The organism is Pseudomonas sp. R28(2017) (assembly GCF_002112505.1).
Taxonomy (GTDB): Bacteria; Pseudomonadota; Gammaproteobacteria; order Pseudomonadales; family Pseudomonadaceae; genus Aquipseudomonas.
In genome coordinates this window covers 73,563-87,255 of record NZ_NEHW01000012.1, presented here as the reverse complement: position 1 = coordinate 87,255, position 13,693 = coordinate 73,563, and the positions used below count along the sequence as shown (strand labels likewise).

The 13,693-nt window shown below is 65.2% G+C and carries 16 protein-coding genes; 10 read left to right on the top strand and 6 right to left on the bottom strand.

Annotated features, from left to right (window positions below; all coding sequences use genetic code 11):
• Positions 1–108: 108 nt before the first annotated feature.
• Entirely contained in the window at positions 109–660 is a 552-nt protein-coding gene (locus CAF78_RS20570) for an ATP-dependent Clp protease proteolytic subunit (RefSeq protein ID WP_085677502.1), read from the bottom strand.
• A gap of 22 nt (positions 661–682) precedes the next feature.
• On the bottom strand, positions 683–1,051 hold the full coding sequence (locus CAF78_RS20565) for a low affinity iron permease family protein (RefSeq protein ID WP_085677501.1): 369 nt from the start codon (positions 1,049–1,051) through the stop codon (positions 683–685).
• A gap of 170 nt (positions 1,052–1,221) precedes the next feature.
• Between CAF78_RS20565 and CAF78_RS20560 the strand changes: the two genes are divergently transcribed.
• From CAF78_RS20560 to CAF78_RS20540, 5 genes are read left to right on the top strand one after another with little or no spacing between them, the layout of a single operon-like run.
• Positions 1,222–2,139 (top strand): DUF72 domain-containing protein, encoded by a 918-nt coding sequence (locus tag CAF78_RS20560; protein WP_085677500.1) that lies wholly within the window; start codon positions 1,222–1,224, stop codon positions 2,137–2,139.
• Positions 2,136–2,921 (top strand): endonuclease/exonuclease/phosphatase family protein, encoded by a 786-nt coding sequence (locus CAF78_RS20555; RefSeq protein ID WP_085677499.1) that lies wholly within the window; start codon positions 2,136–2,138, stop codon positions 2,919–2,921. Before CAF78_RS20560 ends, CAF78_RS20555 begins: the two co-directional genes overlap by 4 nt.
• Complete coding sequence (gene clsB, locus CAF78_RS20550; protein WP_085677498.1) at positions 2,918–4,120, top strand: cardiolipin synthase ClsB; 1,203 nt, start codon at positions 2,918–2,920, stop codon at positions 4,118–4,120. The genes CAF78_RS20555 and clsB overlap by 4 nt, the downstream gene beginning before the upstream one ends.
• A complete protein-coding gene (locus tag CAF78_RS20545) occupies positions 4,120–5,067 on the top strand; it encodes a lysylphosphatidylglycerol synthase domain-containing protein (RefSeq protein WP_085677497.1) in 948 nt (315 codons plus the stop codon). The genes clsB and CAF78_RS20545 overlap by 1 nt, the downstream gene beginning before the upstream one ends.
• A gap of 18 nt (positions 5,068–5,085) precedes the next feature.
• Positions 5,086–5,514 (top strand): hypothetical protein, encoded by a 429-nt coding sequence (locus tag CAF78_RS20540; RefSeq protein ID WP_085677496.1) that lies wholly within the window; start codon positions 5,086–5,088, stop codon positions 5,512–5,514.
• A 1-nt stretch (position 5,515) separates the two neighbouring features.
• On the opposite strand, the gene CAF78_RS20535 is transcribed toward CAF78_RS20540, so the two are convergent.
• Together CAF78_RS20535 and CAF78_RS20530 are read right to left on the bottom strand one after the other, a co-directional pair.
• Complete coding sequence (locus CAF78_RS20535) at positions 5,516–5,746, bottom strand: metallothionein (RefSeq protein WP_085677495.1); 231 nt, start codon at positions 5,744–5,746, stop codon at positions 5,516–5,518.
• On the bottom strand, positions 5,743–6,210 hold the full coding sequence (locus CAF78_RS20530) for a phosphotransferase system, HPr-related protein (RefSeq protein WP_085677494.1): 468 nt from the start codon (positions 6,208–6,210) through the stop codon (positions 5,743–5,745). Before CAF78_RS20530 ends, CAF78_RS20535 begins: the two co-directional genes overlap by 4 nt.
• Positions 6,211–6,337: 127 nt before the next feature.
• Between CAF78_RS20530 and ligD the strand changes: the two genes are divergently transcribed.
• The 5 genes from ligD to CAF78_RS20505 are packed head-to-tail and all read left to right on the top strand — an operon-like array spanning position 6,338 to position 11,865.
• Positions 6,338–8,818: a DNA ligase D gene (gene ligD / locus CAF78_RS20525; protein ID WP_085677493.1), complete on the top strand. Its 2,481-nt coding sequence runs from the start codon at positions 6,338–6,340 to the stop codon at positions 8,816–8,818.
• Positions 8,815–9,858 carry an acyl-CoA dehydrogenase gene (locus CAF78_RS20520; protein WP_085677492.1) on the top strand — a complete coding sequence of 348 codons (1,044 nt, stop codon included), beginning with the start codon at positions 8,815–8,817 and terminating at the stop codon, positions 9,856–9,858. Before ligD ends, CAF78_RS20520 begins: the two co-directional genes overlap by 4 nt.
• Complete coding sequence (locus CAF78_RS20515; protein WP_085677491.1) at positions 9,855–10,610, top strand: PIG-L deacetylase family protein; 756 nt, start codon at positions 9,855–9,857, stop codon at positions 10,608–10,610. Before CAF78_RS20520 ends, CAF78_RS20515 begins: the two co-directional genes overlap by 4 nt.
• An 11-nt stretch (positions 10,611–10,621) precedes the next feature.
• Positions 10,622–11,221, top strand: coding sequence for a bifunctional 2-polyprenyl-6-hydroxyphenol methylase/3-demethylubiquinol 3-O-methyltransferase UbiG (locus CAF78_RS20510; protein WP_085677490.1), 600 nt, complete (start codon positions 10,622–10,624; stop codon positions 11,219–11,221).
• Positions 11,218–11,865 carry a glycosyltransferase family 2 protein gene (locus tag CAF78_RS20505; protein ID WP_085677489.1) on the top strand — a complete coding sequence of 216 codons (648 nt, stop codon included), beginning with the start codon at positions 11,218–11,220 and terminating at the stop codon, positions 11,863–11,865. Before CAF78_RS20510 ends, CAF78_RS20505 begins: the two co-directional genes overlap by 4 nt.
• A 254-nt stretch (positions 11,866–12,119) precedes the next feature.
• Here the strand turns inward: CAF78_RS20505 and CAF78_RS20500 are convergent, their stop codons facing one another.
• Both CAF78_RS20500 and CAF78_RS20495 read right to left on the bottom strand, forming a co-directional pair.
• The gene (locus CAF78_RS20500) at positions 12,120–12,968 is read right to left on the bottom strand and encodes a Ku protein (RefSeq protein ID WP_085677488.1); all 849 of its coding nucleotides are present in this window, start codon (positions 12,966–12,968) and stop codon (positions 12,120–12,122) included.
• Between the two features lie 98 nt (positions 12,969–13,066).
• Positions 13,067–13,657: a nucleosidase gene (locus CAF78_RS20495; protein ID WP_085677487.1), complete on the bottom strand. Its 591-nt coding sequence runs from the start codon at positions 13,655–13,657 to the stop codon at positions 13,067–13,069.
• Positions 13,658–13,693: the final 36 nt, after the last annotated feature.

The following is a 13,693-nucleotide window of genomic DNA, read 5'->3' as shown; positions in this document are numbered from 1 at the left end:
TGCGCTGTACTTGTGGGAGCGGGCGTGCCCGCGAACACCGGCGAAGCCGGTGCCATGCACCGCGTCGCCTGCTTCGCGGGCACGCCCGCTCCTACAAGGGTTCGGCGCTCAGGCATGCACGCTCCACTGGTTGACCTCGGCCTCGATCGGCATTTCGTCGATGGCATGGATCATCCCGCTGTCCAGCGCCTCCTTGGGCCCGAGGATCCGTGGATAGGCCATCAGGTAGCGCGGCACGTCCAGCACTTCGCTGCTGCCTTCGGTACGTTCGGCGACGATCTGTGCATAAAGGCGCAAGTCATAATCCAGGCTCATGGCGTATTCGGCCATGCGCGCATGGTCCACCGAGCCATGCAGCGTCCAGTGGAACGGGTGGAACAGGAACTTGCTGTAGCTGCACGCCGTGCGGTGCTCGCCCGCCAGGAACAGGATATTGCCCATCGACTCGACAGTGCCCAGGTTGTGGGTGTGCACGCTGATCGGCAGGCTGCGCAGGAAGTTGTACAGGGTAAAGCCGTAGCTGCACTCGCCGCCCATGGTGGCGATGTTCAATTGCAGCACGTCAGCGCCCTGCTGCAGGGCGCGCGAGCAGGTGTTGATCAGGTTGCCACAGGTGGATGAGTTGATCGGCCCGGTGAAGTGGATGATATGTCTGGCCATGCTTGCCTCCGGTCTTGGCAGGTCATTCCTTCGATTGTTCGTCGCTGCGCTCGGCCATCTGCTGGTACTGCTTGCGCAAGGCATGCAGCTCGGCCGGGGCCATGTCCTCCAGATCGAGCAGCGCCTTGTGCGCTTTCTGGGTGGTGCGCAGCAATTCGTCGATCTTGATATGCAGCTCGTCGTTGTCGCGGTTCTGGGTGTTCTGGATCAGGAACACCATCAGGAAGGTGATGATGGTGGTCGAGGTATTGATCACCAGTTGCCAGGTGTCGTTGAAGTCGAAAAGCGGCCCGGTGATGCCCCAGGCCAGGATCAACAGGAAGGCCACGCCAAACGCCAGCGGTCGCCCGGCCCAGTTGGCCAACCACTGACAGAAGCGATCGAATTTCATGCCGACGATCTCCTGTGCTGCCTATCCGCTATGCGGTGGAATCGCTGGCGCCGACAAAGTTCAACTCAGGGCCGCAGCGCAGCATTCGATCAACTGCGCTGAACCCTCGCAGCCTTGCTCCGGTCGCAACTTGAGTGACGTTCAAAGGATCAGGCTATGAGGACTGCAGCGTGAGCGATATCCGCATCGGCATTTCCGGATGGCGCTATGGCCCGTGGCGCAAGGACTTCTACCCCAAGGGCCTGCGCCAGGACAGCGAACTGGCGTTTGCCTCGCGGGCGGTGAACAGCATCGAGATCAATGGCTCGTTCTACAGCCTGCAAACGCCCGAACGCTACCAGAACTGGCGTGACGAGGCGCCGGACGACTTCATTTTCGCGGTCAAAGGCCCGCGCTACATCACCCATGTGCGCCGGCTCAAGGACATCGAAGAGCCCATGGCCAATTTCTTTGCCTCCGGCCCCTTGCTGCTGGGCGGCAAGCTGGGGCCCTTCCTGTGGCAGTTTCCACCGAACATGAAGTTCGACGAAGCGCGTTTCAGCCGCTTCTTCCAGTTGCTGCCCAAGGACCGCAAGGCGGCACGCGCCTGTGCCATGGGCTGCGCCGAAAGCCTCAAGGATAACGGTGGCACCGCAATCAAGGGCAACGTGCGGCTGCGCCATGCCGTGGAAATCCGCCACGAGAGCTTCCTCTGCGAAACCTTCGTCAAACTGCTGCGCAAACACCGCGTGGCCCTGGTGGTGGCGGACAGCGCGGGCAAGTGGCCGTATGTGGAGGATGTCACCGCCGATTTCGTCTACATGCGCCTGCACGGTGACGTCGAGCTCTACAGCAGCGGCTACACGGCGCGGGCCCTGCGCCGATGGAAGCAACGGATTCAAGCCTGGGCCGAGGGCGGCCAGGCCGACGATGCACAGCTGATCGTGGCCGGGGCACCGCCACGGCGAGCCTCGCGTGACATCTACTGCTACTTCGACAACGATCAGAAAGTCCACGCGCCCTACGATGCCCGGCGGCTGCTGGAAAAGCTCAAGCTCGATTACCACCTGCTCACCGAACCGGGCGTGACGCCGCAGGTGCAGCTATGAACAAGACCCTGCCTGCGCCACGCTGCATCATCGACAAGGTCACGGCGGTGCACCGCCTCAACGTGCTGACGATCAACGTGCACAAGGGTTTCACCCTGTTCAACCGGCGCTTCATCCTGCCGGAACTGCGCGAAGCGGTGCGCGCCACCAACGCCGACCTGGTGTTCCTCCAGGAGGTGCACGGCAGCCACCAGCAGCACGCCGTGCGCCACCCGGCGTGGCCGGAGACGCCCCAGTACGAATTCCTTGCCGACAGCATGTGGCCGCAGTTCGCCTATGGCCGTAACGCCGTCTACCCCCACGGCGACCACGGCAACGCCCTGCTGTCGAAATTCCCGATCGCACACTACGAGAACCTCGACGTGTCGATCCACGGCAACGAACAGCGCGGCCTGCTGCATTGCCGCCTGGAGGTGCCGGGGCATGAGCAGGTGCACGCCATCTGCGTGCACCTGGGGCTGCGCGAGGCGCACCGGCAAAGCCAGATTCAGCTGCTGCTCAAGCGGCTCGACAGCCTGCCCGCGCAGGCACCGGTGATCATCGCCGGTGACTTCAATGACTGGCGGCTGAAGGCCGATGCGGTGCTCTCCCAGCGCCTGGTCGAAGCCTTCGGCGAACACTTCGGCAGCCCGGCACGCAGCTTCCCGGCCCGCCTGCCGCTGCTGCGCCTGGACCGCATCTACCTGCGCAATGCCATGCCGGCCAAGGCCCAGGTGCTGTCCATGTACCCTTGGTCGCACCTGTCCGACCATGCCCCACTGGCTGCGGAGATCGACCTGTGAACAGGCCCTGGGTGGACGGTAACCACGTCGAACTGCTGATCAATGGCGAGCAGTATTACCCCCGTGTTTTCGAGGCCATGGCCCAGGCACAGGAAGAGATCCTGCTGGAAACCTTCATCATCTACGACGACAAGGTCGGCCAGCAGCTGCAGAGCGTGCTGATCGATGCTGCACGGCGTGGCGTACGGGTGGAAGTGGCAGTGGACGGCTACGGCACCGCCGACCTGACGGATGATTTCGTCTCGGCGCTGACCGATGCCGGGGTCAGCTTCCATGCCTTCGACCCGCAACCCAGGCTGGCTGGCATGCGCACCAACCTGTTCCGGCGCCTGCACCGCAAGATCGTGGTCATCGATGGCACACGGGCCTTTATCGGTGGGATCAACTACAGCGCCGACCACCTGGGGGATTTCGGCCCCATGGCCAAACAGGACTACGCCGTGGAGGTGACCGGGCCGGTGGTGGCGCAGGTGCATGCCGCCAGCCGCAGGCTGATGGCCCCGGTGCTGGAGCCGCCCAGCGAGGTGCGCCCCGTGACGCAGCCTACGGGCCAGAGCACAGCGGTGCTGGTCGAGCGCGACAACCGGCTGCGTAGTACCGACATCGAAACCTATTACCTGCAGGCGCTGCGCGCAGCGCGGCAGCGCGTGGTCGTGGCCAATGCCTACTTCTTCCCGGGCTACCGCCTGCTGCGCGAGCTGCGCAACGCCGCGCGGCGTGGTGTCGAGGTCACCCTGATTCTCCAGGGCCAGCCCGACATGCGCTGGGTGCGCGCCTTGTCACGGCTGCTCTACAACTACCTGCTGCGCGATGGCGTGCGGATCCACGAGTATTGCCAGCGGCCGCTGCACGGCAAGGTGGCGCTGGTCGACGACGCCTGGGCCACGGTCGGCTCCAGCAACCTCGACCCCTTGAGCCTGTCGTTCAACCTGGAAGCCAACCTGTTCATCCGTGACCCGGCATTCAACCAGCAGCTGTACGCCCACCTGCGGGCACTTGCAGACGAGCAATGCAAACCGGTAACGCTGGAGCGGATGATCCGCGGCTACTGGTGGCGCGCCCCCCTGATCTTCGTGTGTTTCCACGTCATCCGGCATTTCCCGCGCATTGCCGGCTGGTTCCCCGCGCACCGCCAGCGCCTGCGCTCGGTGCAGCCCGAGGTCGAAGCCCAGGGCGATCTACATGAGGGCAACACCTGATGGCACAGAAACCTTGGCACGTCTGGGGCAAGCGCCTGTTCACCGTGGCATTCCTGATCCTCATACCGGTGCTGCTGTACGTGCTGGCGCGCAACCTGGACTGGAACGAGGTGCGCCAGTCGTTGCTGGCCTACAAGCCGGGCACGCTGCTCATCGGCCTGGCCCTGGCGCTGTGCAGCTACCTGATCTTCGCCAGCTACGACCTGCTGGCCCGCGCCTACACCGGCCACCGTCTGCCCGCCCGGCAGGTGCTGCCGGTGGCCTTCGTCTGTTATGCGTTCAACCTCAACTTCACCACCTGGGTGGGTGGCGTGGCCCTGCGTTACCGCCTGTACAGCCGCCTGGGCCTGGACACACCGACCATCACCCGCATCCTCACCCTGGGCCTGCTGACCAACTGGATGGGCTACATGCTGCTGGCCGGCAGCGTGTTCGCCCTGGGCCTGGTCAAGTTGCCGGACAACTGGGCGGTCGGCGCCGGTGGCCTGCGGCTGATCGGTGTGCTGTTGCTGGCCATCGCCATCGGCTACCTGTTGGCCTGTGGCCTGGCGAAAAAGCGCACCTGGCGCTGGCGTGAGCATGAAGTCACCCTGCCCTCGCTGCGCCTGGCCTTGTGCCAGGTGGCGTTGGGTGCAAGCAACTGGGCGATGATGGCCTTGCTGATCTTCTGGCTGCTGCCGGGCGAGGCGTTCTACCCGTCGATTCTCGGCATCCTGCTGATCAGCTGCGTGGCGGGGGTGGTCGCCCATATCCCCGCCGGCCTCGGCGTGCTCGAAACGGTGTTCCTCGCCCTGCTCCACGGGCAACTCGGCCAGGGTTCGCTGGTAGCGGCGCTACTGGGCTACCGGACGCTGTACTACCTGGTGCCGCTGGTGGTCGCGGTCATCACTTACCTGATCCTGGAAAAGCGCGCGCGGGCCATGCGCCAGCGCGACAAACCGGCCTAGAAGGCCCGGGAGGTAATCATGCGCGTTCCCGCAATGATGATGTTGCTCGGCAGCCTGGCCAGCGGCGAAGCCTTGGCAGAAGCCTGCGAAGTGATGACACGCTCCTCCAGCGAGGCGGTGAAACCGGTGGAGCAGCGTACCTGCTACAGCTTCAGCAACATGCCTGCCGAAGCGATCAACTGGTCGTGCAGCAACGAGAGCAAGGACATGCTCAGCACCGAAAAACACAAGGTGCCGCGTTGCGCCGATGGCAGCGCGGGCAGCTGCATCGCACCGCTGACCCAGGAAACACTGGCCAACCCCAAGGCGGCCGGGCGCGACCAGCCCTCATCGAAGCCGGCCCTGCCCAAGGATGCGAGGGTGATCACCTATTACTACGACACCCCCAGCCTCGGCCAGGCCCGCGCCGACTGCGAACGTAACGAGGGCATCTGGCAAACGCACTGACTCAAGGTGAAATCGGGTCGCTGGCCGGGAAGGTCTCGTCCAGCGCATTGTCTACAGTGCTCTCCTTCGGCTGCACGGTATCGCCACACTTGCAGTCGGCCATGCGGCATGGCTCACCATTGCGGTGCCCGCTGGCGCAGGCTTCGCAGCAGTAGGCCTTGCCGCCTTGCTGCACGGCATTGGCATCGACGGCACAACTGCAATGGTTGCAGGCACAACGTTGCTCGCTCATGGTGTTTTCCCCTCGTCATCCTCGATGACATCATCGGTCCACGGTTCACCGTCCAGCGGTGCGGAACGCGCCAGCTCGGCCTCATCCAGGCCGATCCCGCCGCCAATTTCGTCGGCATCCACGTGGCGCAAGGTTTTGTCCGCCGGCCCACCGCTGCCGCCCGGTTCATGCGGGTCGCGAGCGCCGGTTTCGTCCAGCAGCGTGTCGGGGCTGAGGTCGTCGTAGGTGACGTTGTCTTCATGCAGGCTGTCGCTCAGGGTTTCGCCACCGGTCATGCCGCTTTCGGCAACGCGGCGTGGCGGGAACTCCTGGGCAACCTCCTCGGCCGGCCGCTCATCACCGGCACGGCCTTCGCGATCGTCTTGCCGGTCACTGAAGTCCAGCTCGTGGACACTGCCCATGCGGTCTTCGGTGTCGTCGATCTCAGTCGGTGTGTAGGGCTTGGGGTCATCTGTCCGGCTCATTGCAGCTCTCCATCAGATCGGTACACACGGTCGACCTTGGCAAGCTGCGGATGATTCAGAGTTTTTTTGAACTACCGCGCGGGCGGCCGCCTCCCAATTTACAGACAGCAAACCCCCGGAGCCCGCCATGGCCAAGCCCCTTGCAGAGTACGAGCGCAAGCGCGACTTCAACGCCACGCCCGAGCCCAGTGGCCAGCGCAGCCGGGGCAAGCGCGCGCACGCCTTGCAGTTCTGCATCCAGAAACACGACGCCAGCCACCTGCACTACGATTTCCGCCTGGAGCTGGACGGCACGCTGAAAAGCTGGGCGATCCCCAAGGGCCCTTCGCTCGACCCGAAGGTGCGGCGCCTGGCGGTTCATGTCGAAGACCACCCGCTGGACTATGCCGACTTCGAGGGGAATATCCCCGAGGGCCACTACGGTGCCGGTGACGTGATCGTCTGGGACCGGGGAATCTGGGAGCCGGAAGGCGATGCCCGCCAGGCCTACGCCAAGGGCAAACTGCGCTTTCGTCTGCAGGGCGAAAAACTCAACGGTGTGTGGAACCTGTTCCGCACCCACCTGGCCGGCAAGAAAGAGCAATGGATGCTGGTCAAGTCGCACGACGGCGAGGCACGCAGCGAAGCCGAGTACAGCATCGTCGAGGCCCAGCCCGACAGCGTGCTCAGTGACCGCACACTGCCGCCCCGGCAGGCGCCCCCAGCCAAACGTTCGCCTGCCCGTCGCCGTGCACGGAAAGCCGCGCTGCCTGAGCACCTGCAGCCGCAACTGGCCACCCTGGTCGACTCGCCTCCCAGCGGTGACTGGCGCTACGAAGTGAAATTCGATGGCTACCGCATCCTGGCGCGCATCGAAGGCGATGACATTCGCCTGTTCACCCGCAACGGCCATGACTGGAGCGCCAAGATGCCCGCCCAGGTTCAGGCATTGCGTGCGCTGGGCGTCGATTCGGCGTGGCTGGATGGCGAGATGGTGGTCAACGATGAGAGCGGCAAGGCCGACTTCCAGGCCCTGCAGAACGCCTTTGATACCGCCCACGACGAACAGATCCGCTACTACCTGTTCGACCTGCCGTATCTGGGCGGCCAGGATCTGCGCCAGCTGCCGTTGCAAGAACGCCGTGCCGCCTTGCAGCAGCTGCTCGAGCACCATGAAACGGACCTGCTCCGCTATTCCGAGGACTTCGACCAACCCGTCGAGTCTCTGCTCGACAGCGCCTGCCGCCTGGAACTGGAAGGCTTGATCGGCAAACGTGCCGACAGCCCCTACGTCGGCCGGCGCAGCGCCGACTGGGTGAAGCTCAAGTGCAAGCAACGCCAGGAGTTCGTGATCGTCGGTTTCACCGACCCCAAAGGCAGCCGCAACGGCTTTGGCGCCCTGCTGTTGGCCCTGCACGACAATGACAGCGGCGCTTTGCGTTACGCCGGCAAGGTCGGCACCGGTTTCAGCGCCACCACGCTGGCCAGCATCCACGCCCGGCTCAAACCCCTTGAAATCGCCAAGCCCGCCTTGCCCAAGCCGCCAACCGGGGCCGAGGCCCGTGGCGTGCACTGGCTCAAGCCGCAGTTGCTGGCCGAGGTTGCCTACGCCCAGATGACCCGCGACGGCGTGGTGCGCCACTCGGTATTCCATGGCTTGCGCGACGACAAGCCGGCCACCGCCATCGACCTGGAGCGCGCCATGCCCGGCAAGACTGTGCCCAAACGCAAGCAAGCCGAACAAGCGGACGACCTCGGCGAGCTGCGCCTGACCCACCCCGACCGGGTGATCGATGCCAGCATCGGCGCCACCAAGCGGCAAGTCGCCGAGTACTACGCCGCAGTCAGCCAATGGCTGCTGCCGCAGCTCAAGGACCGCCCCGTGGCCTTGGTGCGGGCGCCGGACGGCCTGGCTGGCGAGCTGTTTTTCCAGAAGAACGCCGGCCAGTTGCACATCCCCCATGTGCTCACCTACGACAAAGCCGAAGCCGGCCAGGCGGCGATGGTCATCAACCGCCCCGACACCCTGTTGGGCGCGGTGCAGATGAACATGCTGGAACTGCACACCTGGAACGCGACCGACAAGGACTTCGACAAGCCTGACCGCTTCGTGCTCGACCTCGACCCGGACCCGGCGCTGCCGTGGAAAGCCATGCTCGAGGCCACCCAACTGGCCCTCACCCTGCTCGACGAGCTGAGCCTGAAGGTGTTCCTCAAAACCAGCGGCGGCAAGGGCATGCACCTGGTCGTCCCCCTGACCCGGCGCGCCGGCTGGGATGAGGTCAAGGACTTCAGCCACGCCATCGTCGATTACCTGGCCAGGTTGTTCCCCGACCGCCTCAGCGCGGTGTCCGGGCCGAAGAACCGGGTCGGCAAGATCTTCATCGACTACCTGCGCAACGGCAAAGGCGCCACCACGGTGTGCGCCTACTCCCTGCGCGCCCGCGAGGGCTTGCCGGTGTCGGTGCCGATCTGGCGCGAAGAACTGACCCAGCTCAAGGGCGCCAACCAGTGGCATATCGGCAACCTGCATGAGCGCCTGGCCGAGGTCGACGACCCCTGGGCCGGCATGGCCAAGGTCCGCCAATCGATCACCGCACGCATGCGCAAGCAGATGGGGATGGCATGAGCATCATCCAGGATTTCGACCTCAACAATCTCGACCGGCTGTTGCGCACCTTTGGTGAGCGGCCGCAGCCTCTGAACCTCGACACCCAGCTGCCGCAGCTGATCCAGGCACTCAAGGCCGACCACCTGGACCTGTTGCCACTGCCGGGGCAAGGCAACACCTTGCGTCGCTGGCAGACCCTGGCACGGGTGGCCGGCTGCGACCTGGCGCTGGCCAAGCTTTACGAAGGCCATACCGACGCGCTGGCGATCCTGGCCGAGTGTGGCGCGGCGCACCGGGTGGGTGAAGGCACCTGGGGCGTCTGGGCCGCAGAACCGCCCGATGCCCGCGCGCGCATCGTTGCGCGCCATGGCGACCGGGTGCAGCTGAGCGGGCGCAAGGCCTGGTGCTCCGGTGCATTGCAGATCGACCGGGCATTGATCACCGCCTGGGCCGAAGACGACCAACCGCAACTGGTGGCAATCGAGCTGGCCCAGCCGAACCAGGGTTTGAGCATCGACCGCTGGCAGGCCGTGGGCATGGCCACCACGGCGAGCATCGAGGTGGAGTTCGACAACACCCCTGGCCTTGCCATCGGCCAGCCCGGGCAGTATCTGTCGCGCCCCGGTTTCTGGCATGGCGGCGCGGGCATCGCCGCCTGCTGGTACGGCGCCGCCGAAGCCTTGGCCGACTACCTGCGGGCACACTGCCGCAACCCGCGCGCCGACGCCCATGCCAATGCCCACCTCGGTGCCGTGGATGCCGCCCTGTACGGCGCCCGCGCCGCCCTGCGCGAATGCGCCGCGTGGATCGACCGGCAACCCGACGCCGACGCCAGCTTCGAGGTGCGCCGCACCCGTGCCCAGGTCGAACAGGCCGTCGAACAGGTGATCCGCCATGTGGGGCGGGCGCTGGGTGCCACGCCGTTCTGCCGCAACAGCCACTTCGCCAGGCTCAGCGCAGACCTGCCGGTCTACCTGCGCCAGAGCCATGCCGAACGCGACCTGGCGGCGCTGGGCGAGCAATTGACTCAAATGCCGGCAGGAGCCTGGAAGCTATGAGCGACAACCTGATTCAAGCCAGCAGCGGCACCCCTTGGCCCGCGTGGCAGCACGCGGCGCACCTGGCGCGCGCCACCTGGATAACCCCGCAGCAGTTGTGCCCGCCCGGGCGACGCTTGGTATTGATTGCGCCGCACCCGGACGACGAGATCCTGATGGCCGGCGGCTTACTGGCACATTTTCGCGGTCGCGAAGACGACCTGGTGCTGATTTCCGCCACCGATGGCGAGGGTAGCCACCCCGGTTCCGAACAGTGGAGCGAGCACCGCCTGCGTCGCCAGCGCCCGCTGGAAAGCCGCCAGGCCCTGCAGCAGCTTGAACTGAACCTCAACCGCCTGGACTGGCGCCGGTTGAACCTCAAGGACGGCGCCTTGCCGCGCGAGGAGGCCTTCCTGGTCAATCACCTGTCCCAGGTGCTGCGCCCCGATGACCTGCTGATGGCAACCTGGCGGGGCGATGGCCACGCTGACCATGAGGCCGTCGGCAGAGCCGCTGCCCAGGCTGCGCTGGCGCGCAAGGCCCAGTTGGTCGAGGTGCCGGTGTGGGCCTGGCATTGGGCGCAACCGGATGACCCGCGCCTGCCCTGGCCCCGCGCCCATCGCCTCGAGCTCAACGAAGCCACCTTGGCGCGCAAGCGCAAGGCCTTGGCCGCGCACGCCAGCCAGCTGGAACCCGATGGTCCGCGTCCACCCGTGCTGCCGTCGCGCCTGCTGGATTGTCTGCTGCAACCTTTTGAACTGGTGTTCCTGTAAACGGAGTTGACATGAGCCTCGATGCGCAGTATTTCGCCGATCTGTATGCCACCAATGAAGACCCATGGGCGTTCCGCACCCGCTGGTACGAAAAGCGCAAACGCGAGCTGGTCATGGCCAGCCTGCCGCGCCAGTGCTATCAGCGGGTGTTCGAGCCTGCCTGTGCCAACGGCGAACTCAGCGCCCTGCTGGCCGGTCGCTGCGCCGAGCTGCTGTGCCAGGACCTCGACCCAACGGCTGTGGGGCTGGCCCGTGAGCGCCTGGCGGACGTGCCCAATGCGTCGGTCGAACTCGCCAGGTTGCCGGGTGACTGGCCGGGTGTGCGTTTCGACCTGATCGTGCTCAGTGAAATTGGCTATTACCTCGACCCCACCGATTGGTTGCAGGTCATTGAACAATCGGTGGCCAGCCTGACCTACGACGGCGGTTTGTTGGCCTGCCACTGGAAGCACCCGATCGCCGGCTGCCCGCAGGATGGCCGGGAGGTGCACCAGTTGCTGGCCAAGCACTTGCCACTGTTCCCGGTCTACCGGCACGAGGAGGCCGACTTCCTGCTTGAATACTGGTCGTGCCAACCCAGCGTGGTCGACCTGGACGAGACCTGCCCATGATCGGCGTGGTGATTCCTGCTCACAATGAGGCGCGGCGCCTGGGCCGTTGCCTGAAAGCCATGGCCGCTGCCGTCGTGCAAGCTGAACAGGCCGGGCACTACGTCAACGTGCTAGTGGTGCTCGATCGCTGTGTCGATGCCAGCGCCAAGGTGGCTGCCCGGTTTGATGTCGATGTGCTTGCAGTCGAGGCCGGCAGCGTCGGCATGGCGCGCCGCCTGGGTGCCGAGTGGATGCTGGAACGCGGCGCAAGCTGGCTGGCCTGCACCGACGCCGACAGCCAGGTGCCAGCGCACTGGCTGCTGTCGCAACTGGCCTGCACGGCTGACGTGGTGTGCGGTACGGTGCATGTGGCCCGCTGGCAACCTTGGCAACGGGCCGCGCTACGCAAGCTGTACCTTAGCCGCTATGAGGCGCGGGAGGGCCATCGGCATATCCATGGGGCCAACCTGGGCGTGTGTGCCCGGGCCTATGCGCGGGTCGGCGGGTTTCAGCCATTGGCGGCGCATGAAGATGTACAGCTGGTGCGCGATCTCGAGGCCGACGGGGCACAGATTGTGTGGACGGCCAGGCACAGTGTGGCGACCAGCAGCCGGATCGACAGCCGGGCTCGGGAAGGGTTCGGGGATTATCTGGCAAGTCTGTAGCAGCCTATTCGCGGGCACGCCCGCTCCCACAGAACAATACATAACTCTTTGATTTAGCTGAGGTCCTGTGGGAGCGGGCGCGCCCGCGAACACCGGCGAAGCCGGTGCCATGCACCGCGTCGCATGCTTCGCGGGCAAGCCCGCTCCCACAAGGTAAAGCGGCGCATGCTGAGGCTTTGTTCTCTGCGCGACAGCGCAGCCCAAAGGGCTGGGTGATCTCCCACAGGGTAAAGCGGCGCTTGCTAGCGCAGGACTCAAGAAGCCTTTCGAGGCCGCTTGGCCGTTTTCTTCTCAGGGCCGGCCTTGTTGGCAGCCTTGCCACCCAGGCTGCGCTTGAGCAGCTCGGTAAGGTCGATGATGTCGGCACCCTTCTCGGCAGCCCCGCCCTCGCCTTTTTCCACCACGGCGATCTTGCCCTTGCTGGCCTTCTCCTCCACCAGGTCCATGATGGTCTGGCGGAAGGCATCGTGGTACTCGTCCGGCGCCCACGGCCCACTCATGTCTTCGACCAGCCGCTTGGCCATGTCCAGTTCGCGTTTGTCGGGTTTGCCCTCGGTCACGCTCTTGTCCAGCTCAAGGCTGTCCAGCCCGCGTACTTCTTCGGGCCAGCGCAAGGTGATCATCACCAGCGCCTCGTCCAGCGGGCGCAGCAGCGCCAGGTGCTGGCGGGTGTGCAGCACCACCGTGGCCAGCGCCACCTTGGCGGTGCTGGCCAGGGTTTCGCGCAGCAACGCATAGACCTTGCCGCCGCGCTTGTCGGGGCTCAGGTAGTACGGCGTGTCAAAATGCTGCAGGGGAATGTCCGAGGCTTCGACGAACGAGAAGATATCGATGGTCTGGGTGGCTTCGGGGCGCGCCTTGCGGATCTCTTCTTCGCTGATCACCACGTAGCGGCCCTTCTCGTACTCCACGCCCTTGACGATATTGTCCTTGTCGATGTCCTTGCCGGTGACCTTGTTGATCCGCTTGTAGCCCACCGGCTCCATGCTGCGCTTGTCGAGCCAGTCGAAGTCGACGCGCTCGGTGCGCACGGCGGTGTTGAGCGACACCGGGATATGGACCAGACCGAAACTGATCGCGCCTTTCCAGATAGCCCTGGCCATGGCTGGCACCTCCCAAGTCCGATAAGCGGGTTCCTACGTTTTCGAGACGGCTGCCTGGCAAAAGGTTTGTTCGGGACGGCTAAGGGCCCGACAGATGGTCAGCCCACCTCGGTGAACAACACCCGCTTGAACGCCTCGGCCGCCAGATGCACCTGCACCGCCCAGTCATCGGCGGCGTCGCTGCCGGCGTCATCCGAGATGTACTTCAGGCACACGAACGGAATGCCTTCGTCGCGGGCGATCAGCGCGAACACATAGGCTTCCATGTCGACCACGTCATAGGGCGCGTCGCCATGGTTGATCTCGAAGCTGTCGCCGCTGCCACAGGTTTCCACTGGCAGGCCGGGGATCGCCTGGCCATGCTCCAGCAGCACCGGGATGTCCGACAGGGGCGTCTGGTAACGGGCGAAGCCCAGCGGGGTGACGTCCATGTCGCGCTGCACGAAGCGCGTGCAGCACACCACCTCGCCCTTGCCATGGCGCTGGCTGCCGGCCGAACCGAGGTTGACGATCAGCTTGGGGCGCCGCTGCTGGATGGCCTTGGTCAAGGCGATGGCGGCATTGACCTTGCCAATGCCGGTGAACACGGTATTCACGTGGGCGAACACATCGCCTGCTTCTGCCTCCAGGGCGAAGACAAACAGCGTATCGGCGAGGGAAATGTCGGGGAATTGCTTGATCAGCATCATGGCGCAGGGGGTCCGAATGGCTTGCGAGGGGCGCTG